This is a genomic window from Chromobacterium rhizoryzae, assembly GCF_020544465.1.
GTDB lineage: Bacteria > Pseudomonadota > Gammaproteobacteria > Burkholderiales > Chromobacteriaceae > Chromobacterium.
In genome coordinates this window covers 1,938,534-1,960,564 of sequence record NZ_CP066126.1, presented here as the reverse complement: position 1 = coordinate 1,960,564, position 22,031 = coordinate 1,938,534, and the positions used below count along the sequence as shown (strand labels likewise).

Here is a 22,031-nt window from a genome sequence, read left to right as displayed (position 1 = left end):
GACATTCAGCGCGCCAAGGCGGTCCGCCGGCTATAAAGGCGGTGTCAGCCCGCGCGCCAAATAGCTTTCCCGCAGATGGCGGCGCAGGCATTCCGGGCACAGGCAATCGCCGTGGCCATAGGGCAAGGGCAGTACTTGCGGCAGTTCCGCGCACCAACAAGCGCCGTTGTCGCCGCCCTCTCCGCAACGGAAGGCCGCGCCGCAACGCTCGCAGCGCTTGTCTTTGACCTTGGGCCGCAAGCCGATCAGCCGCTGCCACACCGCGCGCTTTTGTTCGTCGTCGAAGCCGGACCAGCCGGCGATCTCGTCCAAGGTGCGCAGGCAGCCCAGGCAATAGGTGCCGCCCTCGTCGAGACGGCAGAGGCCGACGCAGGGCGAGGCGGGCGCGGGATACGCCTTTGTCATCAAAAATCCATCTTATGTCGCGAAATCAGTCCGCTATTTTAGCGCAAAGCCGCCGCCTACACGCCGCCGGGCTTGACGCTGATCGGTGTATGCACCAAAAATGGGCTGCCGCCTTATTCCTGAGGCGAATATCCAAATAGATTAAAGCTAAATAGACAAAGAGAAATCAGGAGAAATTCATGAAAACGCATCTTAGCCTCATCGCCTGCGCCGCGCTGGCCCTGACCGCCTGCGGCAAATCCGAACAAAGCGCCGGCAGCGCGCCGGCCGAAGCCGGCGCGGTCGTGGTGAAAATCGGCTCCGCCAATCCGCTGACCGGGCCTTTCGCCCACTGGGGCCGCGACGCGGACAACGGCGTCAAGCTGGCGGTGGCAGAAGCCAATGCCGAAAAGCTGACTCTGGACGGCAAGCCCGTCACTTTCGAAGTGGTGTCCGAGGACGACCAGGCCGATCCCAAAACCGCCGCCCAGGTGGCGCAACGCCTGGTGGACGGCAAGGTGGCCGGCATCATCGGCCATCTCACCTCCGGCGCGGCCATTCCCGCTTCGCGGATTTACTCTCAGGCCGGCATTCCGATGATCGCCGCCTCGGTGACCAGCCCCAGCTTCACCCAGCAGGGCTTCAAGAACACCTTCCGCATCATCGCCAACGACCGCCAGCAAGGCGAGGCGCTGGCCAAGTACGCGATCGAAACGCTGAAGGCCGGCCGCATCGCCATCGTCGACGACCGCACCACTTACGGCCAGGGCCTGGCCGACGATTTCGCCAAGGCGGTGGAAGCGGCCGGCGGCAAGGTGGTCAAGCGCGAGTTCACCAGCAATAGCGCCACGGATTTCATGGCCATCCTCACCTCGATCAAGGGGGCGAAGCCGGACCTGCTGTTCTACGGCGGCATGGACGCCCAGGCGGCGCCCATGGTCAAGCAGATGAACAAGCTGGGCCTGAAGGCCGCCTTCATGGGCGCGGACGGCATCAATACGCCTGAGTTCTCCAAACTGGGCGGCGACAGCGCGGAAAGCAGCTACGCCTCCAGCGCCGGCGCGCAAAAAGACAAGATGCCGGGCTTCGCGGACTTCAACGGCAAGTACAAGCAGCAATTCAACGCCGACATCCAGGCCTACGCGCCCTACACCTATGACGCCGCGCGGGTGATGATCGCCGCGATGAAGCGCGCCGGCTCCTCCGATCCGGCCAAATACCTGGGCGAACTGCCCAAGACCGACTTCAAGGGCGTGACCGGCGAGATCCGCTTTGACGACAAGGGCGACATCCAGCACGGCACCGTGTCGCTGTATCAATTGCGCAAAGGACAGTGGGTCGGCCTGTAAACACCGGCGTTCCCGCCTCGTCTCCACACCCCGGCCTATGCCGGGGTTTTTGTTTTTTGCGGCGGCGCTCCAAAAAAATATGGCGCCATATTAAATAAATGGCTATAACTATTTATTCACAAACTAACATAAGGAGAGGATATGGGACTACTCGTTTCCCTATTGGCCGGCGGCCTGATCGGCTGGCTCGCCGGCAAGGTCATGGGCGTCAGCGAAGGCGTGATCGCCAACATCATCATCGGCATCATTGGTTCGGCCTTGGGACATTGGCTGTTTGGCCGGCTGCTGGGCATCTCTTCCGCCTCGGCCGCCGGTTCCTTCTCCCTGCCCGGCCTGGCTTTCGGCATTGCCGGCGCCGCCATCCTGATTTTCCTGCTGAAGAAGATCGGCCTCTTGCGTTGATCGGGCAAAGAAAAAGGCGACGCTGAACGCGTCGCCTTGTCGCCTGATGCCGAACCGGCTTATTTGGCTGCGGAAGCGTCCTTGGACGCGGCGGCGCCGCCCACGGTTTCCAGCACTTTCCACTCGCCGTTCACCACTTTGTAGACGGTGATGCCGCCGTCTTTCAGATCGCCCTTGGCGTCGTAAGTCCAGCTGCCGGAGGTCACGCCGGAGTGGGTGATCTTGGCCAGCACCGGCAGGTAGGCTTTGGGATCGGTGGAGTTGGCGTCTTTCATCGCCTGGATCAGCGCGCGGGTGGCGTCGTAGCCGTACGGCGAGTAAGTGGCCACGTCCATCTTGAAGCGCGCCTTGTAGCGGCTCTCGTAGTCCTTGCCCTTGGGCATTTGATCCAGCGGCAGACCGGCCAGCGAGGCGATGGTGCCGTCGGCTTCCTTGCCCGCCAGTTGCAGGAAGGTCGGGGTCTTGGTCATCTCGCCGGAAATCAGCGGAGCGGTCAGGCCCAGGCGCTTCATCTGCTTGGCCATCGGCGCGGATTGCGCGTCGGCGCCGCCGTAGAACACCACGTCCGGCGCGGCGGCCTTGATCGAGGTGAGGATGGCGGCGAAGTCGGTGGCCTTGTCATTGGTGAATTCGCGCTTGACCACATTGCCGCCGGCGGCCTTGGCGGCCTTCTCGAACTCGTCGGCCAGACCCTGGCCGTAAGCGGTGCGGTCGTCCACGATCACCACTTTCTTGGCGCCCAGTTTTTCCACCACGAACTTGCCCATCACCGAGCCTTGCTGGGTGTCGGAAGTCATCGAGCGGAAGGTGTTCTTGAAGCCCTGCGCGGTGAAGGCCGGCGAGGTGGCCATGGCGATCATCGGAATGCCGGCGTCGGAATAGATCTTGGAGGCCGGGATGGAGGTGCCGGAGTTGAAGTGGCCGATGATGCCGTTCACTTTCTCGTCGACGAATTTCTGCGCCAGCTGAGTGGCGGTTTTCGGGTCGGCCTGGTCGTCCTGGGCTTCCAGTTCGAAGCTCACCGGCTTGCCGCCGATGGTGGGCTTCTCGGCGTTGGCGTCTTCAATCGCCAGGGTCACGCCGTTTTTGTATTCTTCGCCGTAGTGGGCTTGCGGACCGGTCAGGGGGGCCGCGAAGCCGATCTTGACCACGCCGCCCGCGGCGGCTTCCGCGCCGGCGGAGGCGCCGGCTGCCGGCGCGCCCTCTTCTTTTTTGCCGCATGCGGACAAGGCGACAGCGGCGGCCACGGCCAGGGAAAGAGTCGTCAGTTTGTTTGCTTGCATCATGTTTCCTCTATTTCTCCAGAGATCCCCATCCGTCACGTGTCGGGATTGGGGGTTTGCGGAACCTGTCTAATGTTGTTATGTACATCCCGCCTTCCCCAAGCAGGGGCGAGCGCGGCGGCTGGCGGCATTATTTCAAGGCCGCCAGCTTGTGGCAAGTGGCTTGTTGGACAAGCCCGCCGCCACCCCATGCGCGCCGGCGCATGGGAAAACCGATTTGATCCGCGGAGTTGCAAGACGAACGGGCCGCCGTCGCCGGGGCCCGCCCCGCCTTTAATCGCCTATGCTCATCAGGCTGGCGTTGCCGCCCGCCGCGGTAGTATTCACGCTGAGCGCGCGTTCCACCACCAGGCGGTGCAGATTGTAATGGCCTTGCGCGTCGGCGCGCAGCAGCGGCACCAAGGCGCCGTCGCGCGCGGCCAGCGTACGCTGGGCGGCTTCGGCCTCGGCTTCGGAGCCGGAGAACAGCACGGCGCCGACATCCGCCGCCAACACATCGGCGTCCAGCTCCACCAGGGCGCCCAGCTTGGCGGCCAGGCCTCGGCCCGCCTCATTGGCCGGCAACACCGCGCGGTTGCCGGTGGCGAAGGCCGCCGCCAGTTGCTCCGCCAGCGCTTGCGCATTGCCCGCCTGGCAGCCCACCTTGCCGCGCGGCGCGAACTGCAGCGAGTTCCGCTCGCCGGTGGGACCCGGCAAGTTCACCAGGCAGGCCAGCGCGCTGTCCTTGCGCGCCGCGGCGATGGCCGGCTCCAAGGCCAGGCCCAGGCCGCCGGCGGCGGCCGCCAAGGCGTCCAGCGCCGGCAGGGACAGCGGCAGGGTCTCCGCCGCCAGTTTCGGCTCCCAGGCCGCGCGGCTCAGCCGGTACAGATAGAAGGGGCCGCCGGCCTTGGGGCCGGTGCCGGACTTGCCCTCGCCGCCGAAGGGCTGCACGCCCACCACCGCGCCGACGATGTTGCGGTTGACGTAGACGTTGCCGACCTTGATCTGAGCGACGATGTTGTCGATGGTCTCGTCGATGCGGCTATGGATGCCGTGAGTCAGACCGTAGCCGGTGGCGTTGATCTCGGCCACCACCTTGTCCAGCTCATTGGCCTCGAAACGCAGCACATGAAGCACCGGACCGAAGACTTCGCGCTTCAACTGCTTGAGATCGGCGATCTCAAACAAGGTGGGCGCCACGAAGGTGCCCTTGGCGCAGTCCTCGCCCAGTTTGACCTGATGAGTGGCGCGCGCGCTCGCCTTCATCTTCTCGATATGGGCCAGCAGGCCGGCCTGAGCTTCGGCGTCGATCACCGGGCCGACGTCGATGTCCAGCTTGGCCGGGTCACCCACTTTCAATTCATCCATCGCGCCCTTGATCATGGCGATGACCTTGTCGGCGATGTCGTTTTGCAGATAGAGCACACGCAACGCGGAGCAGCGCTGGCCGGCGGAGTCGAAGGCCGAGCTGAGCACATCGGTGACCACCTGCTCCGGCAGCGCCGAACTGTCCACGATCATCGCGTTCTGGCCGCCGGTTTCTGCCACCAGCACCGGGTCGCCGCCGCGCTTGGCCAGCGTGCGGTTGATGATTTGCGCCACCTCGGTGGAGCCGGTGAAGATCACGCCCTGGACGCGCGGGTCCGCGGTCAGCGCCGCGCCCACCACTTCGCCGCGGCCCGGCAGCAATTGCAGCGCCGCGCGCGGCACGCCGGCCTCGTGCAACAAGCGCACCGCGTGCGCGGCGATCAGGCTGGTCTGCTCCGCCGGCTTGGCCAGCACCGCGTTGCCGGCCGCCAGCGAGGCCGCCACCTCGCCGATGAAGATGGCCAGCGGGAAGTTCCACGGGCTGATGCACACCACCGGGCCCAATGGGCGATGGCTGGCGTTGTCGAATTCGTCTTCGATCTGCGCCGCGTAGTAGCGGCAGAAGTCCACCGCCTCGCGCACCTCGGCGATCGCGTTGGCCAGCGTCTTGCCGGCCTCGCGCACCGCCAGGCCCATCAGCGCCGGCATCTGGTCTTCCATCAGGTCGGCCATCCGTTGCAGGCAGGCGGCGCGTTCGGCCACCGGCGTGGCGGCCCAATCGGCGGCGCCTTGCTGCGCCAGCTCCAGCGCGCGGTTCACGTCCGCCGCGCTCGCCTCGATCACGCGGCCCACCAGATCGTCGCGATCCGCCGGATTGCGCACCTGCTGCACTTCGCCGTCGGTGACGTCGCCGTCGCCCAACATCGGGAAAGCGCCCCACGGCTGTTTCTCGGACGCTTGCAGGCCCAGTTGCAGCGTGGCCAGCACATGCTCGCTGGACAGGTCTAGACCCTTGGAGTTTTTGCGCTGCTGGCCGTACAGCTCCAGCGGCGCCGGAATCTTCTTGTGCGGCTGGCCGCCATGGCGCGCGGCCTCGGCCACCGGATCCGCCACCAGTTCGTCTATGGACACCGCCTCGTCCACGATGCGGTTGACGAAGGAGCTGTTGGCGCCGTTTTCCAGCAGACGGCGCACCAGATAAGCCAGCAGGGTCTCGTGCGAACCCACCGGCGCGTAGATGCGGCAAGCCTTGCCCAGCTTGTCCTTGCCCACCACCTGGTCGTACAGGGTCTCGCCCATGCCGTGCAGGCACTGGAATTCGTAATCCTTGCCGGAGGCCAGATTGAACACCGCGGCCAGGCTGTAGGCGTTGTGGGTGGCGAACTGCGGATAGATCGCGTCCTGCGCGGACAACAGCTTCTTGGCGCAGGCGAGATAAGCCACATCGGTGTAAACCTTGCGGGTGTAAACCGGATAACCCGGCAAGCCGTCCACCTGGGCGCGCTTGATCTCCGCGTCCCAATAAGCGCCCTTGACCAGGCGCACCATGAAGCGGTGCTTGCTGCGACGCGCCAGATCGATCAGGAAATCGATCACATAGGGACAGCGCTTCTGGTAAGCCTGCACCACAATGCCTATGCCCTCGAAGCCGTCCAGATCCGGATCGTTGGCCAGCGCCTCCACCAGATCCATGGAGATTTCCAGGCGGTCCGCTTCTTCGGCGTCGATGTTCAGGCCGATATCGTACTGTTTGGCCAGCAGGAACAAGCCTTTCAGGCGCGGCAGCAGCTCGGCCATCATCCGTTCGTGCTTGATGCGGCTGTAGCGCGGATGGATGGCCGACAGCTTCACCGAAATGCCCGGGCCTTCGTAAATGCCGCGGCCGGCGGACGCTTTGCCGATGGCGTGAATGGCGGTCACATAGTCTTGCAGATAGCGCTGCGCGTCGGCCTCGGTCATCGCCGCCTCGCCCAGCATGTCGTAGCTGAAGCGATAGCCGCGCGCCTCGCGTTCGCGGCCGTTGGCCAGCGCTTCCTCAATGGTCTCGCCGGTGACGAACTGCTTGCCCAGCATGCGCATCGCCATGTCCACGCCTTTGCGGATCAGCGGCTCGCCGCCTTTGGCGATCAAACGGGTCATCGCCGCCGACAAGCCATTCGCGCTGTGCGAAGCCACCAGCTTGCCGGTGACCAGCAAGCCCCAGGCCGCGGCGTTGACGAACAAGGAAGCGCTATTGCCCAGGTGGGCCTTCCAGTCGCCGCGCGAAATCTTGTCGCGGATCAGCTTGTCCGCGGTTTCGCGGTCCGGAATGCGCAGCAGCGCTTCGGCCAGACACATCAAGGCGATGCCCTCGGCGCTGTCCAGAGAAAACTCATGCATCAAGGCATCCACCCCGCTGGACTTGGTGCGCTCGCGGCGCACCTCCGCCACCAGGCGCCGCGCCAGGTCCTGAACCGCCGTGACTTCGCCGTCGCTCATCGCAGCCTGCGGCAACAGCGCCTGCACGCACTCGCGCTCATCGCGACGATAGGCAGAGGTAATGGCGTCCCGCAGCGCCGACTGGCCATGGGCAAATGCGTCGAATTGCATGAATCATCTCCGTGTAGTTTGCAGCCCCGGGCTATCTCTTTTCATTAGCGCCCGGAAAATTTGTCTATTGTATACAAATACAAATAGATTGCTGGACAATATGAAGGAAACTTTTCAGTCCATAATTTCAACCCAAACAAACCCAACTCGTACAAGCAGTTAGCCGGCGCCAGCCGGGCCCAAGACCCGCCTCACTGTTGCATGCCAACAACTTAGAGCGCCCCGCTCCGCCCCCGTCCGCGCATGCCAAGGCCGGCGCAACATGCCACAATGCCGTCCTGACTCTCTTCATCATAGGCAAACCCTCATGCAAACCGTGCTGATCACCCTGAACGCCAGCCCCTACGGGGACGAACGCGCGCTCTCCGCGCTGCGCCTGACCCTGACGCTGGCTCAACAGGCCGAGCGCTGCCGGGTGCAGCTGTTCCTGCTGTCCGACGCCGTTGTCGCCGCATTGAAAAATCAGAAGACCGCGCAAGCGCCGACCCTGGGCGAGATGCTGACCGAAGCGTTGGAATTGGGCGTGACGGCGCGCGTCTGCCGCACTTGCGCCGACGCGCGGGGAATCGATGAAAGCCTGCTGTTGCCGGGCGTCAAGATCGGCACCATGCCGGAGCTGGCCGAATGGACGCTGAGCGCGGACAAAACGCTCAGCTTTTGAATCCGCAAATGCAAAAAGCCCAGACCGTTTGGTCTGGGCTTTTACATTGGGCGCCTGGCAATGTCCTACTTTCACATGGCGAATGCCACACTATCATCGGCGCTAAGGCGTTTCACGGTCCTGTTCGGGATGGGAAGGCGTGGGACCGCCCCGCTATTGTCGCCAGGCATAAACTGTGTCGCTTCTTTCGAGAAGCGAAACGCCAAGTCTTGGACTTGGCGTTATCGTATTGGGCGTCTGGCGGTGTCCTACTTTCACATGGCGAATGCCACACTATCATCGGCGCTAAGGCGTTTCACGGTCCTGTTCGGGATGGGAAGGCGTGGGACCACCTCGCTATGGCCACCAGACATAAACTGGTACAAACTTGAAGAAGCCTAGGTCGATACTCGATCAACCCACATATATTCGGTATTCAATTGTGTCGCACAACCACTATCTCGTCACTCGGTTTCCCAAGCCACTCAAATGATAGGATCAAGCCTCACGAGCAATTAGTATCGGTTAGCTTAACGCCTCACAGCGCTTCCACACCCGACCTATCAACGTCCTGGTCTCGAACGACTCTTCAGGAGGGTCAAGCCCTCAGGGAAGTCTCATCTTCAGGCGAGTTTCCCGCTTAGATGCTTTCAGCGGTTATCTCTTCCGCACTTAGCTACCCGGCAATGCGACTGGCGTCACAACCGGTACACCAGAGGTGCGTCCACTCCGGTCCTCTCGTACTAGGAGCAGCCCCCGTCAAACTTCCAACGCCCACTGCAGATAGGGACCAAACTGTCTCACGACGTTTTGAACCCAGCTCACGTACCACTTTAAATGGCGAACAGCCATACCCTTGGGACCGGCTACAGCCCCAGGATGTGATGAGCCGACATCGAGGTGCCAAACACCGCCGTCGATGTGAACTCTTGGGCGGTATCAGCCTGTTATCCCCGGAGTACCTTTTATCCGTTGAGCGATGGCCCTTCCATTCAGAACCACCGGATCACTATGTCCTGCTTTCGCACCTGCTCGACTTGTCGGTCTCGCAGTTAAGCTACCTTTTGCCATTGCACTATCAGCACGATTTCCGACCGTACCTAGGTAACCTTCGAACTCCTCCGTTACACTTTGGGAGGAGACCGCCCCAGTCAAACTGCCTACCATGCACTGTCCCCAATCCGGATCACGGACCAAGGTTAGAACCTCAAACACACCAGGGTGGTATTTCAAGGACGGCTCCATGAGAACTAGCGTTCCCACTTCATAGCCTCCCACCTATCCTACACAAGTCTGTTCAAAGTCCAATGCAAAGCTACAGTAAAGGTTCACGGGGTCTTTCCGTCTAGCAGCGGGGAGATTGCATCTTCACAAACACTTCAACTTCGCTGAGTCTCAGGAGGAGACAGTGTGGCCATCGTTACGCCATTCGTGCGGGTCGGAACTTACCCGACAAGGAATTTCGCTACCTTAGGACCGTTATAGTTACGGCCGCCGTTTACTGGGGCTTCGATCAAGAGCTTGCACCCCATCACTTAACCTTCCAGCACCGGGCAGGCGTCACACCGTATACGTCCACTTTCGTGTTGGCACAGTGCTGTGTTTTTGTTAAACAGTCGCAGCCACCGATTCTCTGCGACCTCTCAAAGCTCCTCCCGCAGGGGATTCACTCTAAGAGGCATACCTTCTCCCGAAGTTACGGTATCAATTTGCCGAGTTCCTTCTCCTGAGTTCTCTCAAGCGCCTTAGAATTCTCATCCTGCCCACCTGTGTCGGTTTGCGGTACGGTTCTTATGCAGCTGAAGCTTAGTGGCTTTTCCTGGAAGCGTGGTATCAGTCACTTCAGGTCCGTAGACCCTCGTCATCACGTCTCGGCCTTAAGGGGCGGCGGATTTGCCTACCACCCCAGCCTACCGGCTTAAACAGACTATTCCAACAGTCTGATGACCTAACCTTCTCCGTCCCCACATCGCACTGCATAAAAGTACGGGAATTTTAACCCGTTTCCCATCGACTACGCTTTTCAGCCTCGCCTTAGGGGCCGACTCACCCTACGCCGATGAACGTTGCGTAGGAAACCTTGGGCTTTCGGCGAGCGGGCTTTTCACCCGCTTTATCGCTACTCATGTCAGCATTCGCACTTCTGATATCTCCAGCATCCCTTACGAGACACCTTCACAGACCTACAGAACGCTCCCCTACCATCTGCACTTACGTGCAAATCCGCAGCTTCGGTTATCAGTTTGAGCCCCGTTACATCTTCCGCGCAGGACGACTCGACCAGTGAGCTATTACGCTTTCTTTAAATGATGGCTGCTTCTAAGCCAACATCCTGGCTGTCTATGCCTTCCCACCTCGTTTACCACTTAACTGATCATTTGGGACCTTAGCTGGCGGTCTGGGTTGTTTCCCTCTTGACGATGGACGTTAGCACCCACCGTCTGTCTCCCATGCTCGCACTTTCCGGTATTCAGAGTTTGCCATGGTTTGGTAAATCGCAATGACCCCCTAGCCATAACAGTGCTTTACCCCCGGAAGTGATACATGAGGCACTACCTAAATAGTTTTCGGGGAGAACCAGCTATCTCCGAGTTTGTTTAGCCTTTCACCCCTATCCACAGCTCATCCCCTAGTTTTGCAACACTAGTGGGTTCGGACCTCCAGTGCGTGTTACCGCACCTTCATCCTGGCCATGGATAGATCACTCGGTTTCGGGTCTACGCCCAGCAACTAAAGCGCCCTATTCGGACTCGGTTTCCCTACGCCTCCCCTATTCGGTTAAGCTCGCTACTGAACGTAAGTCGCTGACCCATTATACAAAAGGTACGCAGTCACGGAACAAGTCCGCTCCCACTGTTTGTATGCATCCGGTTTCAGGTTCTATTTCACTCCCCTCCCGGGGTTCTTTTCGCCTTTCCCTCACGGTACTGGTTCACTATCGGTCGATCATGAGTATTTAGCCTTGGAGGATGGTCCCCCCATCTTCAGACAGGATTTCTCGTGTCCCGCCCTACTTATCGTACGCCTAGTCCTTGGAATGCGTTTTCGTGTACGGGGCTATCACCCACTATGGCGGTCCTTTCCATGAACCTTCCACTAACACAATCCATAACACGTACAGGCTCTTCCGCGTTCGCTCGCCACTACTAACGGAATCTCGGTTGATTTCTTTTCCTGCAGCTACTTAGATGTTTCAGTTCGCTGCGTTCGCCTCCTCAGACCTATGGATTCAGTCTGGGATCTCCTTGCGGAGGGGTTTCCCCATTCGGACATCGCGGGATCAAAGCTCTATTGCCAGCTCCCCCGCGCTTTTCGCAGGCTTACACGTCCTTCTTCGCCTATGATCGCCAAGGCATCCACCAGATGCACTTAGTCGCTTGACCCTATCATTTCAGTAACCTAGATCACCAAAACAACAAGTGTGTTTGTGCGACGACTACACCGCCCCTTTTGATATGGCGACGTAGCCTAGATACAATCAAATACCCAAGATGACGATCCGTCCGCGTAAAGAGTTAACTCTACGCTTCCTTCTCGCCGTCTTTATATATTCGGCTTCTTCAGTTTGTTAAAGATCGGGCGTTAAAAATACAACGCAAACACAATCAAGCTATCTTGCAAACTCGCTTGTGTTTGAGTTGTGGTGGAGGATGACGGGATCGAACCGACGACCCCCTGCTTGCAAAGCAGGTGCTCTCCCAACTGAGCTAATCCCCCTCTAAACCTGAAATGCCGCGTTGAAACGCGCCTCGTGTGCATCAGCACACTTCGCCGCCTTTCGCCTTGCCTTTCAGCTTTATTTGTGCGGCCGGATTACTCCGACAACAGAAATTCTGGTGGGTCTGGTTGGACTCGAACCAACGACCCCCGCCTTATCAAGACGGTGCTCTAACCAGCTGAGCTACAAACCCATTTCTTGTTCAGCCATCGCTGGCTGACGCCCTTAACTACAAATAACCGATAGGCTGTAAGTACTCGATCAACAACCTTCTCTAGAAAGGAGGTGATCCAGCCGCAGGTTCCCCTACGGCTACCTTGTTACGACTTCACCCCAGTCATGAATCCCACCGTGGTAAGCGGCCTCCTTACGGTTAGCCTACCCACTTCTGGTGAAACTCACTCCCATGGTGTGACGGGCGGTGTGTACAAGACCCGGGAACGTATTCACCGCAGCATGCTGATCTGCGATTACTAGCGATTCCGACTTCACGCACTCGAGTTGCAGAGTGCGATCCGGACTACGATCGGTTTTATGAGATTGGCTCCACCTCGCGGCTTCGCGACCCTCTGTACCGACCATTGTATGACGTGTGAAGCCCTGGTCATAAGGGCCATGAGGACTTGACGTCATCCCCACCTTCCTCCGGTTTGTCACCGGCAGTCCCATTAGAGTGCCCAACTTAATGATGGCAACTAATGGCAAGGGTTGCGCTCGTTGCGGGACTTAACCCAACATCTCACGACACGAGCTGACGACAGCCATGCAGCACCTGTGTTAACGCTCCCTTTCGGGCACCACCACATCTCTGCGGCGTTCGTTACATGTCAAGACCAGGTAAGGTTTTTCGCGTTGCATCGAATTAATCCACATCATCCACCGCTTGTGCGGGTCCCCGTCAATTCCTTTGAGTTTTAACCTTGCGGCCGTACTCCCCAGGCGGTCAACTTCTCGCGTTAGCTACGCTACCAAGGATTCAAACCCCCAACAGCTAGTTGACATCGTTTAGGGCGTGGACTACCAGGGTATCTAATCCTGTTTGCTCCCCACGCTTTCGTGCATGAGCGTCAGTGTCATCCCAGGGGGCTGCCTTCGCCATCGGTATTCCTCCGCATCTCTACGCATTTCACTGCTACACGCGGAATTCTACCCCCCTCTGACGCACTCTAGTCGTGCAGTCTCCAATGCCGTTCCCAGGTTAAGCCCGGGGCTTTCACATCAGACTTGCACAACCGCCTGCGCACGCTTTACGCCCAGTAATTCCGATTAACGCTTGCACCCTACGTATTACCGCGGCTGCTGGCACGTAGTTAGCCGGTGCTTATTCTTCCGGTACTCTCAGACCCAGCGGTTATTAACCACTAGGATTTGCTCCCGGACAAAAGTCCTTTACAACCCGAAGGCCTTCTTCAGACACGCGGCATGGCTGGATCAGGCTTGCGCCCATTGTCCAAAATTCCCCACTGCTGCCTCCCGTAGGAGTCTGGGCCGTGTCTCAGTCCCAGTGTGGCGGATCATCCTCTCAGACCCGCTACTGATCGACGCCTTGGTGAGCCTTTACCTCACCAACTAGCTAATCAGACATCGGCTGCTCGTATAACGTGAGGCCTTTCGGTCCCCCACTTTCCCCCTCAGGGCGTATGCGGTATTAATCCGGCTTTCGCCGAGCTATCCCCCATTACACGGTACATTCCGATGCATTACTCACCCGTTCGCCACTCGTCAGCGGTGCAAGCACCCTGTTACCGTTCGACTTGCATGTGTAAAGCATGCCGCCAGCGTTCAATCTGAGCCAGGATCAAACTCTTCAGTTCAATTCCAAGCAAATTTTCTGGCACGCAAGATCAAAGAAACATCGAGACATTTCTCGTCTTGCAGTGCAAGTGTTTGGTCATCGACCGAGCACTTACACCTATCGGTTATTCGTTCTGTTAAAGATCGGTGCAGGTCGCTGCGCTTCGTTTCCGCCGCTGCGTTGTCTGCTGAGGAGGCGAACTATACGTCAGCCCCCTAAACCCGTCAACACCTTTCGACACAAAAAAGCGCCATCTTGCATTAAGCCATTGAATTGCAATGAAAGCGCTGACGAGCGCGGGCGCTCAACCCTCTTCGCGCCGGCTGGAATCCCTTGGCAGCGGGCTGACTTCCTGCAATCGCCGATAGTCGATATGGTCGTTTTCTTCCGCGTCGGTATAGATCAGGTCGGCAAAAGCGTGATTCCAGCGAATGTCCTGGTGCGAAAAGGTGTGACGCGCCACCATGGGCTGAATGGTGGTTTCATCGATGCCGTTGATGGACAGAATCAGTTGCGCGCGCGCAGCCGCCAACGATTCGGCGTCGCGACCATATAAGGGACTGCCCTCCTCCAGCTTGTGCACCAGCGTCCAGCCGAGCACGAACATAGGGTGCTGGTCGCGCACCAGTTCCAAATCGTGAAGCTTGCGGAAGCTCACGCCCTCGGCGCTGACCTCATGCTGCAACAGGCGCAAGCGGGCGCTGGCGTCGATGATCACATTATTTCTGGCATTGGCCGCGCGCAGCATCAACGCGGGCTTGCCGTCCAGCAAGCGCACCACCGGACTATGGGTAAACACGATGCGCGCCCTGGGCCGCGAAAAGCGGGCGAAGGTGACGCCGGTGATCAGCGCGATGCTCATCATGCCGATGAAGATTTCCAGCATAGAGACCCAATGGGCGTACAGGCTTTGCGGATGCATATCGCCGTAGCCGACGGTGGCCAGCGTTTCCACGCTGAAGAAGAAGGCGCCGAGGAAGCCCGGCGGATATTGATTGGCGATGCCGCCGGCCCGCGCCTGGTAGAGCCCGGCGAACAATAGATTCAGCGCGATGAAGGCGGCGGCGATGAATAGATAGAAGCGCGGCCAGCTGATGGTCATGCAGAAATGGTAGAGGTCTTGCAGCGAGTGGCGAGGGACGCTGTGAAGGTAGACGCTGCGGCCCCCTACTTCTACGCGCCGAGCCGGCTTGTTACCGGGGGAAGTCATGAATGGCCAGCCCGTCCTTGAGGTGGGAATGGCTGATTGTGTGAAGATCGCGAACCGGCGTCAATAAACCCGAAGGCCATCGACGCCCTGGAAACCCTCCAACGTTGCCGCTGGAGCCGTTTCTAGCCCAGCGACAACAGCGACACCACCCGGTAACGGCTGACGCCGATCAGGGCCGGCACCAACTCATAGAAGTTGCGATAGCCGTCCGGCTGATTCAGACGCGCGTTGAAATCGGACACGAACTGGCTGGCCCAGCTTTGCTCGTTCATATGCGACAGCTGTTCGATGGAGTGCTGCGCCTCGGCGATCGCGCTATTGATCGCCGCGCGGGTTTGCTGCAGCTGACCGATGGAGCGCACCACGCTTTGCAGCGCCTGGCGTACCTGGGCGTGGTCGCCCACTTTCCAGCGCTCGGGCTGAAACGCTTCGGCCTCAGGCTGCAGCTTGAGCCGCTGCGGAATGCCGCCGGGAAAACGAATGCCGCCGCCGCGCACGGTCATGCGCTCGCTGAGCGCGCCCCATTGCGATTCCGGCACGCTGAACGCCAGCTGTCCGTCTTCATTCATTTCCGCGCGCACGCCGCTGGCGGCGAGACCGCGATTGAAGCGGCGCAGGAGATCCTCTTCTTCGGATGCTCCGCCCACTTGCACCGACGCCGGCGCCGCGCCGGATTCTCCGGTGGAGAACACCAGGGTTTCCGCCTGGCCACCGGACAGAGCGGCCAGATCCAGGCCTTTGACGGTGAAGCCCTGGCGCGCGTCGGCGGCCAGATGGAAGCGCAGCTGGCCGTCCAGGCTGCCGCCGCTGGCGGTCTGGCGCTTGCGCCACTGTTCATTGAATTGCTCGAGCTGGCGCTGCAAATCGCCCTGATTCAACTGGCGTTGGGTCAGTTCGCGACTGAGTCCGGATTTGACGCCTTCCAGTTGACCCAGCAAACCGTCGACGAAGGACAGGGCCTGCTGCGCCGAGGTCAGTTGCTCGTTGAGTTGGGCGCTGTAGCGCCAGCCCGAGGCCGGCGCGCCGCGCACTTGCGCGGCCGGCTGCGCCTGCGGCGCCGGCGCGCGCTCGATCACGCTGGCGGCGGCGACCGCGCCGGCGTCCTTGCCCCAGCGCTTGCCGCTTTGTTTGACGTTGACGGAGGAAATCGGGGTGTTCATGCCGCGCTCGATCAAATCACGTCAAACAGGGACAGCTGACTGACGCGGCCGTACGCTTTTTGGCTGGCCTGCAGCGCCATGGTGTAGCCGTTCATCTGAATGAAGGCGTCGGCGTAGTCCAGGCTGCCCAATTTGGTCATGGTCTGCTTATTGGAAAGGCTGACGTTGTCGTGATTGAGGGCCAGTGTTTTCATGATGTTCTGCGTGCCGCCCAGTTGGGCGATCTTGCTGGAGATGCCTTCCAGCGCCTTGTCGCTGGCGTTCATCGCGCTGCGGATGTCGGCGGCGACGGTCGGATCCTTATTGTCCAACGCTGGGTCTTCCAGCCGGCCTATGGTTTTGTCCAGCTGATTGAGGATGTCGGCCATGTTTTCCAGGGTGACGTTGGACGCTTGGGTAATGCCGTCGCCCACCACCACTTGCTGCTTGTCGGTATTGCCGGTGAAGCTGTAGCGGCTGCCCGCCGGCTGGGCGGCGTCGTAAGCGAGGGCGGCCACCGCCGGCTTGGAGCCGGAGAACATGTAGCGGCCTTCGGCGTCCTTGGTGTTGGCCGAGTAGAACAGGCTTTCGCGCAAGCTGCGCAGCGGCGTCGCCATCGCCTTGAGATCGTCCACCGGCGGGTTGTTGGCGGCCGCGGTCAGCAGGTCCTTGGCGTCGCGGATGTCCAGGCTGATGCTGTCCAGGATGGATTCGTTCTTGGACAAGGCGGAGCTGAGCGCGCCGATGTTTTGCTGGTACTGGTCCAGCGCGGCTTCTTCGCGCTGCAAGCGCAACAGGCGCACGCTGGCGATGGGGTCGTCCGACGGCGCCAGCAGCCGGTCGCCGCTGGACATGCGTTGCAGCAGCTCGGCCAGCGCGGAGTTGCTGGTCTGCATCGCCAATTGCATGGTGGACAGGTATTGATTGCTGGAAACGCGCATGCTGTCTTCCTTACAAGATGGACAAGGTGCTTTCGAACAGCTGGTTCGCCACGCTGATCACCTTCATATTGGCCTGGTACATTTTCTGGAACTCCAGCAGGTCCATCGCTTCTTCGTCGCGATTGACGCCGCTTGTGTTGTGCCAGCTCTTTTCCGCTTCGGCGCGAATCACCTTGGCGCTTTCCAGACCGGATTTGTTCTGCTTGCTGCTGACCGCCAGCTTGCCCACCATTTGCGAGTAGGCGTCGCCTATGGTGACGGCGCCGACGCCGGGCATGGTGATTTTCTGCTGCTGCAGGCCGATCACCGCCAGCAGATTGCTATTGTCGCCGGGCTTGGCCGGATCGCCGGAGAAGCCCAGCTCGGCTGAGGTGATGCCGCTGGTTTTCAGGATGCCGTTGACGCCGGAGGCGTCGTAGACGAATAGCGGCTTGCCCGGCTGGCCGTTGCTGTCGTAGCCCAGCGCCAATTGATCGTTGACGCGCTTCGCCATTTCGCTGGCCAGGGTTTTCACCTGCGCGCGCATCGGGCGCACGGTCTGGATTTCGTATTGATTGAGCCCGCCCAGCTGGCCGCCCAGACCGTCGCCGGCCAGGGTGTATTTGTCCTTGGAGAAGTTCAGCGTCAGCACCTGGCTGCCGTCCGGCTGGCTGGTATTGCTCAGCGTGGCCGCCTGGGTGTCCGCCACCAGCGGCAGGCCGGTCTTGAGGCTGACGTTCTTGCTGCCGTCCGGCTGCGACACCACGCGCACTTCCACCAGGGCGGACAGCGAATCGATCTGACGGTCGCGCTCGTCTTCCAGGCCGGAGGTATTGGTGCCGATGGCCTTGCCGGCCGAGATCTTGGCGTTGAGGTCGGCGATATTGGACACCGAGCTGTTGATCTGGGTGACGGTGGCGGAGCGCTGCTCGGCGATGGCGCTCAGTTGAGAGCCGAACACCTTGTCCAGGTTGTTGAAGCGCTGCGCCAGCGCTTCGGCGCTGCGGATCACCGGGTCGCGCATCGCGTCGCCGGACAGGCTGGCGGCGCTGAGCGCCTGGAAGAACTGATCGAAACCGGCGGACAGGCTGCTGCCGTCGCGGCCCATCACCTGTTCCAACTGACCGAAGTAGGGATTCTGCGCTACCAGTTCGCCCTGGCTGGACGCCGCCTGCCACAGCTGCAGGTTTTTGAAGTCGTCGTTGAAACGGCGCACCGCGTTGACCACCACGCCGGAACCGGAGCTGTACGGGTCGCCGCTGCCGGGCATCAGCGCGGTCAGCACCACGCCCTGGCGCGAGTAGCCGGGGGTCATCTGGTTGGCGATGTTCTGGCTGACGGCGTTCAGCGCGGCCTGGGAGGCGACGGCGCCGGTCAGCGCGTTGTCTATCATGCGCATGGCGGTTCTTACCTTTTATTCAGCGGTAGCAGCGGCGGCGCGAAAGCGGCCAGACCCTGCGCGTCCGGCAGCGAGCCGGGGTTCTGTTTATCGCTTGCGACCGGCGCGCCGCCGTTCTTAAGGTGAATATTGCCACCCTCTTCCGGCAGCAGCTGACGCAGGATGGCGTTGGCCACGCCGAACACCCGCTGCTTGGCCAGTTGGTCCGCCACCGCGCCGTCGGCGAAATCCATCATGTCGCCGTTGATGGAGTTGGCGAAGATGCTGTCCTCGCCGGCGATTTCGCGCGTGGTCTTGCGGATCTGCTTGAACATCTCGCGGACGAACTGGGCTTCGAACTGCTCCGCCGCGGCGCCGGCCTTGCGGCGGTACTCCGGCGAGGCCGGCTGCACCGCCGGCTCGTCCTTGGCGTCGGCCGGCATCGCCAGCGCGGCTTGTATCTGTTTGCTTTCCATCAGATCACCACCAGTTCGCCGTCGATCGCGCCGGCCTGATCCAGCGCCTGCAATATCGCCATGATGTCGTCCGGCGTGGCGCCGGTGCTGTTCACGGTGTCGATGATGGCGCGCAGGCTGGCGCCGGCCGGCCACTGGAACATGCGACCGGAACCCTGGTCCACGTTGACGGTGGAATTGGGCACCGTGGTGGTCTGGCCGTTGCTGAACGGCCCGGGCTGGCTGACGCTGGGGTTTTCCGAGATCACCACGCGCAGGCTGCCGTGGGACACCGCCGCCGGGCGCACGGTGACGCCCTGGCTGATCACCACGGTGCCGGTGCGCGAGTTGAACACCACGCGCGGCACTTCGCTGCCCACGCCGACATTGACCCGCTCCAGCCGCGCGACGAAGGCGACGCGCTCGGTGGGGTCCAGCGGCGCGCGCACCTGGATGGTGGTGGCGTTGCGGGTGCTGGCCACGCGGCCGAAGCTGGCGTTGATGGCCTTGACGATATTGGTGGCGGTTTCGAAATTGGGCCGGCGCAGGCTGAGACGCACGCTGTCGCCCTCTTCGAAATCGCTGGGAATTTCGCGTTCGATGGACGCGCCGTTGGGCACGCGGCCGGAGGTGGGCGTGTTAACGGTGACGCTGGAACCGCTCTTGCCCTGGGCGGACACGCCGCCCACCACCACATTGCCCTGGGCCAAGGCGTAGATTTCGCCGTTGGCCGCCTTCAGCTGGGTCAGCAACAAGGTGCCGCCGCGCAGGCTCTTGGCGTCGCCCAGCGAGGACACCGTGACGTCTATGGTCTGGCCGCGGCCGTAACCGGGCGGCAAGCTGGCGCTGACCATCACCGCCGCCACGTTCTTGACCTTGGTGTCGGTGCGTTCCGGCATTTTCAGGCCGAACTGCTTGAGCATATTGGCCACCGACTGGCCGGAGAATTTCACCTGGGAGTTGTCGCCGGTGCCGTCCAGGCCCACCACGATGCCGTAGCCGATCAACTGGTTTTCGCGGATGCCCTCCACCGTCACCAGATTGCGCAAGGGCTGCGCCGTCGCCAGCGTCGCCGCCAGCAGCAGTGTCCATCCCGTTATTTGCTTGATAAAACCGTGCATGATCCGCCCTGAATGATTCTGTGATTGCGCATGCCCGCCCCAAGGGCCGCATACGCGAACGGCGGACGCCCGTCAGCGCCCGCCTGTTGTCCCGCCCGGACTCCCCGCCGCTCCGCCGCTCAGAACGGCATCAGCGGGCTGGCGAAGAACTTCATCAGCCAGCCGGGTTCGTTGGCATCCGACAAAGCCCCGCGGCCGGAGTAGCCGATGCGGGCGTTGGCGATGCGCAGCGAGGACACGCGGTTGTCGGTGTCGATGTCTTCCACCCGCACATAGCCGGCCAGGCGCAGGAATTCCTCGCCCTGGTTCAGCACCAGCTGTTTTTCGCCCTTCACTTCCAGCAGGCCGTTGCCCAGCACCTTGTGCACCACCACGGTCAGCGCGCCGGACAGCATGTTCTGCTGGGTGGAGGTGGAGGAGCCGTTGAAGTCCCGGCCCGCGTCCACGCCCACTTGCGCGCGGAAGGTGGTGTTGCCCAACAAAGACGGCGCTATGTTGGCGCCGGATTTCTTGCCGAAGCTGGTGCCGGCCTTCTTGCTGGCCTGAGTGGTTTCTTCCAGCACCACGGTCAGCACGTCGCCGGGGCGGAAGGCGCGGCTGTCCGAAGTCAGCGATTGCGCGCCGGCGACGGTGAACACGCCGCCGCCCTTGCCGCGCTGCGGCTGCTGCAGCAATTCCGGCAAGGCGAATTCCTGCGTGGTCTGCGGCGGAATCGGCTGCGCGCAGCCGGCCAGCAGCAGCGCCAGCGCGCCCAGGGCCAGCAGCTTCATCGGGCCGACTGCGCCAGGTACTGCATCATATTGTCGGCGGCGCTCAGCACCTTGGTGTTCATCTCATAGGTGCGCTGCGCGGCGATCATGTCCACCATTTCCTCCACCACCTGGACGTTGGAGCCCTCCAGCGCGCCCTGCTTGAGCTTGCCCAGGGAGCCGGAGCCCGGCGCGTCGGTGGTGGCATCGCCGCTGGCGGCGGTTTTCTGGAACAGATTGTCGCCCAGCGCCAGCAGGCCGGCCGGGTTGACGAAGCTGGCCAGTTCGATCTGACCGGCGGTTTCCAGCGTGCTGCCGCTGCCGCGGGTGTAGCTGACGGTGCCGGTTTCGCTGATGGTCACCGAGGAGGCGTCGGCCGGAATGGTGATGGACGGCTCCAGCGGCAGGCCCTGCGGGGTGACGATGGCGCCCTGGTCGTTGCGCTGCAGCTGGCCGGCACGGGTGTAGCCGGTTTCGCCATTGCTCATTTTCACTTGCAAAAAGCCCTGGCCGACGATGGCCAGATCCAAGGACTGATTGGTGGTGGTCAGCGTGCCCGAGGTGAACACTTTCTGGGTGCCCACCAAGCGGGTGCCGTTGCCCAGCTGCACGCCCAGCGGCGCGGTGTTGTCCTGGTCGGTCTTGCCGCCCGGCTGGCGGTCCACTTGGTAGAACAGGTCTTCGAACACCATGCGGTCGCGCTTGAAGCCGACGGTGTTGACGTTGGCGAGGTTGTTGGCGATGGCGGTCAGGCGCGCGTCCTGCGCCTGGATGCCGGTCTTGCTCACCCACATTGCTGGATTCATGTTTCGATTCCCCGATGGTTTGCGCCGTCGGCCTTGGCCGCGGCGCTGTTATTGGAAGGCCGGATCAGGCGCGCACCAGGCGGTTGCCCGCCTCCACCATGTCGCTGGCGGAGTTGAACAAGCGCATCTGCATTTCAAAGTTGCGGTTCAGCGTCATGGTGGCCACCATTTCCTCCACCGCCGACACATTGCTGCGCTCCAGATGCTCGCCCTGCACCTTGACGGTGTCGTCGGCGGCCAGCACGCCGCCCTGACGGCTGATCACCAGGCCATTGGGGTCCTTGGCGATGTCCTGCGGCAGCGGCTTGACCAGCTTGAGCTTGTCTATCGGCTGCATTTCGCTTTCGCCGGCGGCCAGCACCGAGATCACGCCGTCGCTGCCGACGTGCAGCTTGACGTAGTCCGGCGGCAAGGTGATCTGGCCGCCGTCGCCCAGCACCGGATGGCCGTTGACGCTCAGCTTGCCGTCCACGTCCGCCACCATGGCGCCGGCCCGGGTATAGGCCTCGTTGCCGTCCGGCCCCTGCACCGCGAAAAAGCCCTCGCCCTTCACCGCCACGTCCAGGTCGCGGCCGGTTTCCACCACCGCGCCGCTGCGCACGTCCACCGCGTTGGCGCCGTTCTGGCTCAGGTGGCGCGCGTCGTAGCCGTAGCCGGGCACGGTCTGGCTGGTGCTGACGCCGATGTCGGCGCGAAAGCCGCCGGTTTCGGCGTTGGCGATGTTGTTGGCGTGAATCTGCTGCGCCTTGAGCATGCGGTCGGCGCCGCTCATCGCGGTGTAGATCAGTGCGTCCATTTATCCTTGC

The 22,031-nt window shown here is 61.6% G+C and carries 15 protein-coding genes, 2 tRNA genes and 4 rRNA genes; 3 read left to right on the top strand and 18 right to left on the bottom strand.

Going from position 1 to position 22,031, the window contains the following annotated elements; translation table 11 throughout:
* Positions 1-30 precede the first annotated feature (30 nt).
* Entirely contained in the window at positions 31-405 is a 375-nt protein-coding gene (locus JC616_RS08995) for a cysteine-rich CWC family protein (RefSeq protein ID WP_227107823.1), read from the bottom strand.
* Between the two features lie 179 nt (positions 406-584).
* Between JC616_RS08995 and JC616_RS08990 the strand changes: the two genes are divergently transcribed.
* Entirely contained in the window at positions 585-1,733 is a 1,149-nt protein-coding gene (locus JC616_RS08990) for a branched-chain amino acid ABC transporter substrate-binding protein (protein ID WP_107801116.1), read from the top strand.
* A 141-nt stretch (positions 1,734-1,874) separates the two neighbouring features.
* Positions 1,875-2,135: a GlsB/YeaQ/YmgE family stress response membrane protein gene (locus JC616_RS08985; RefSeq protein ID WP_107801117.1), complete on the top strand. Its 261-nt coding sequence runs from the start codon at positions 1,875-1,877 to the stop codon at positions 2,133-2,135.
* A 59-nt stretch (positions 2,136-2,194) separates the two neighbouring features.
* Here JC616_RS08985 and JC616_RS08980 read toward each other — a convergent pair whose 3' ends face one another.
* The gene (locus JC616_RS08980) at positions 2,195-3,418 is read right to left on the bottom strand and encodes a branched-chain amino acid ABC transporter substrate-binding protein (protein WP_107801118.1); all 1,224 of its coding nucleotides are present in this window, start codon (positions 3,416-3,418) and stop codon (positions 2,195-2,197) included.
* 273 nt (positions 3,419-3,691) lie between these two features.
* Positions 3,692-7,294 (bottom strand): trifunctional transcriptional regulator/proline dehydrogenase/L-glutamate gamma-semialdehyde dehydrogenase, encoded by a 3,603-nt coding sequence (putA, locus tag JC616_RS08975; RefSeq protein ID WP_227107821.1) that lies wholly within the window; start codon positions 7,292-7,294, stop codon positions 3,692-3,694.
* 307 nt (positions 7,295-7,601) lie between these two features.
* On the opposite strand from putA, the gene JC616_RS08970 reads away from it, so the two are divergent.
* A complete protein-coding gene (locus JC616_RS08970; protein ID WP_107801120.1) occupies positions 7,602-7,955 on the top strand; it encodes a DsrE/DsrF/TusD sulfur relay family protein in 354 nt (117 codons plus the stop codon).
* A gap of 52 nt (positions 7,956-8,007) precedes the next feature.
* Here JC616_RS08970 and rrf (JC616_RS08965) read toward each other — a convergent pair.
* From rrf (JC616_RS08965) to JC616_RS08895, 15 genes are all read right to left on the bottom strand, one after another.
* Positions 8,008-8,122 (bottom strand): 5S ribosomal RNA (gene rrf, locus JC616_RS08965).
* Positions 8,123-8,190: 68 nt separating this feature from the next.
* A 5S ribosomal RNA gene (gene rrf / locus JC616_RS08960) occupies positions 8,191-8,305 on the bottom strand.
* A 123-nt stretch (positions 8,306-8,428) separates the two neighbouring features.
* Positions 8,429-11,317 (bottom strand): 23S ribosomal RNA (locus tag JC616_RS08955).
* Positions 11,318-11,575: 258 nt separating this feature from the next.
* Positions 11,576-11,651, bottom strand: a tRNA-Ala gene (locus JC616_RS08950).
* Positions 11,652-11,768: 117 nt separating this feature from the next.
* Positions 11,769-11,845: transfer RNA gene (locus JC616_RS08945), tRNA-Ile, on the bottom strand.
* 85 nt (positions 11,846-11,930) lie between these two features.
* Positions 11,931-13,466 (bottom strand): 16S ribosomal RNA (locus JC616_RS08940).
* Together the 16S, 23S and 5S rRNA genes with 2 tRNA genes alongside form the textbook arrangement of a ribosomal RNA operon.
* Positions 13,467-13,751: 285 nt before the next feature.
* Positions 13,752-14,657, bottom strand: coding sequence for an ion channel (locus tag JC616_RS08935; protein WP_227107819.1), 906 nt, complete (start codon positions 14,655-14,657; stop codon positions 13,752-13,754).
* 122 nt (positions 14,658-14,779) lie between these two features.
* Positions 14,780-15,817 (bottom strand): hypothetical protein, encoded by a 1,038-nt coding sequence (locus tag JC616_RS08930; RefSeq protein ID WP_227107817.1) that lies wholly within the window; start codon positions 15,815-15,817, stop codon positions 14,780-14,782.
* Between the two features lie 11 nt (positions 15,818-15,828).
* Positions 15,829-16,737 (bottom strand): flagellar hook-associated protein FlgL, encoded by a 909-nt coding sequence (gene flgL / locus JC616_RS08925; RefSeq protein WP_107732399.1) that lies wholly within the window; start codon positions 16,735-16,737, stop codon positions 15,829-15,831.
* Between the two features lie 10 nt (positions 16,738-16,747).
* A complete protein-coding gene (gene flgK, locus JC616_RS08920; RefSeq protein WP_107800162.1) occupies positions 16,748-18,115 on the bottom strand; it encodes a flagellar hook-associated protein FlgK in 1,368 nt (455 codons plus the stop codon).
* 8 nt (positions 18,116-18,123) lie between these two features.
* Positions 18,124-18,570 carry a flagellar biosynthesis protein FlgJ gene (locus JC616_RS08915; protein ID WP_107800161.1) on the bottom strand — a complete coding sequence of 149 codons (447 nt, stop codon included), beginning with the start codon at positions 18,568-18,570 and terminating at the stop codon, positions 18,124-18,126.
* Positions 18,570-19,670 (bottom strand): flagellar basal body P-ring protein FlgI, encoded by a 1,101-nt coding sequence (locus JC616_RS08910; protein ID WP_019102956.1) that lies wholly within the window; start codon positions 19,668-19,670, stop codon positions 18,570-18,572. The genes JC616_RS08915 and JC616_RS08910 overlap by 1 nt, the downstream gene beginning before the upstream one ends.
* Before the next feature lie 119 nt (positions 19,671-19,789).
* Positions 19,790-20,440, bottom strand: a complete 651-nt coding sequence (gene flgH / locus JC616_RS08905; RefSeq protein ID WP_227107816.1) for a flagellar basal body L-ring protein FlgH — start codon at positions 20,438-20,440, stop codon at positions 19,790-19,792.
* Positions 20,437-21,225, bottom strand: a complete 789-nt coding sequence (gene flgG, locus JC616_RS08900) for a flagellar basal-body rod protein FlgG (protein ID WP_082159140.1) — start codon at positions 21,223-21,225, stop codon at positions 20,437-20,439. The genes flgH and flgG overlap by 4 nt, the downstream gene beginning before the upstream one ends.
* A gap of 64 nt (positions 21,226-21,289) precedes the next feature.
* Positions 21,290-22,021, bottom strand: coding sequence for a flagellar basal body rod protein FlgF (locus tag JC616_RS08895; RefSeq protein WP_107800159.1), 732 nt, complete (start codon positions 22,019-22,021; stop codon positions 21,290-21,292).
* Between the last annotated feature and the right edge of the window lie 10 nt (positions 22,022-22,031).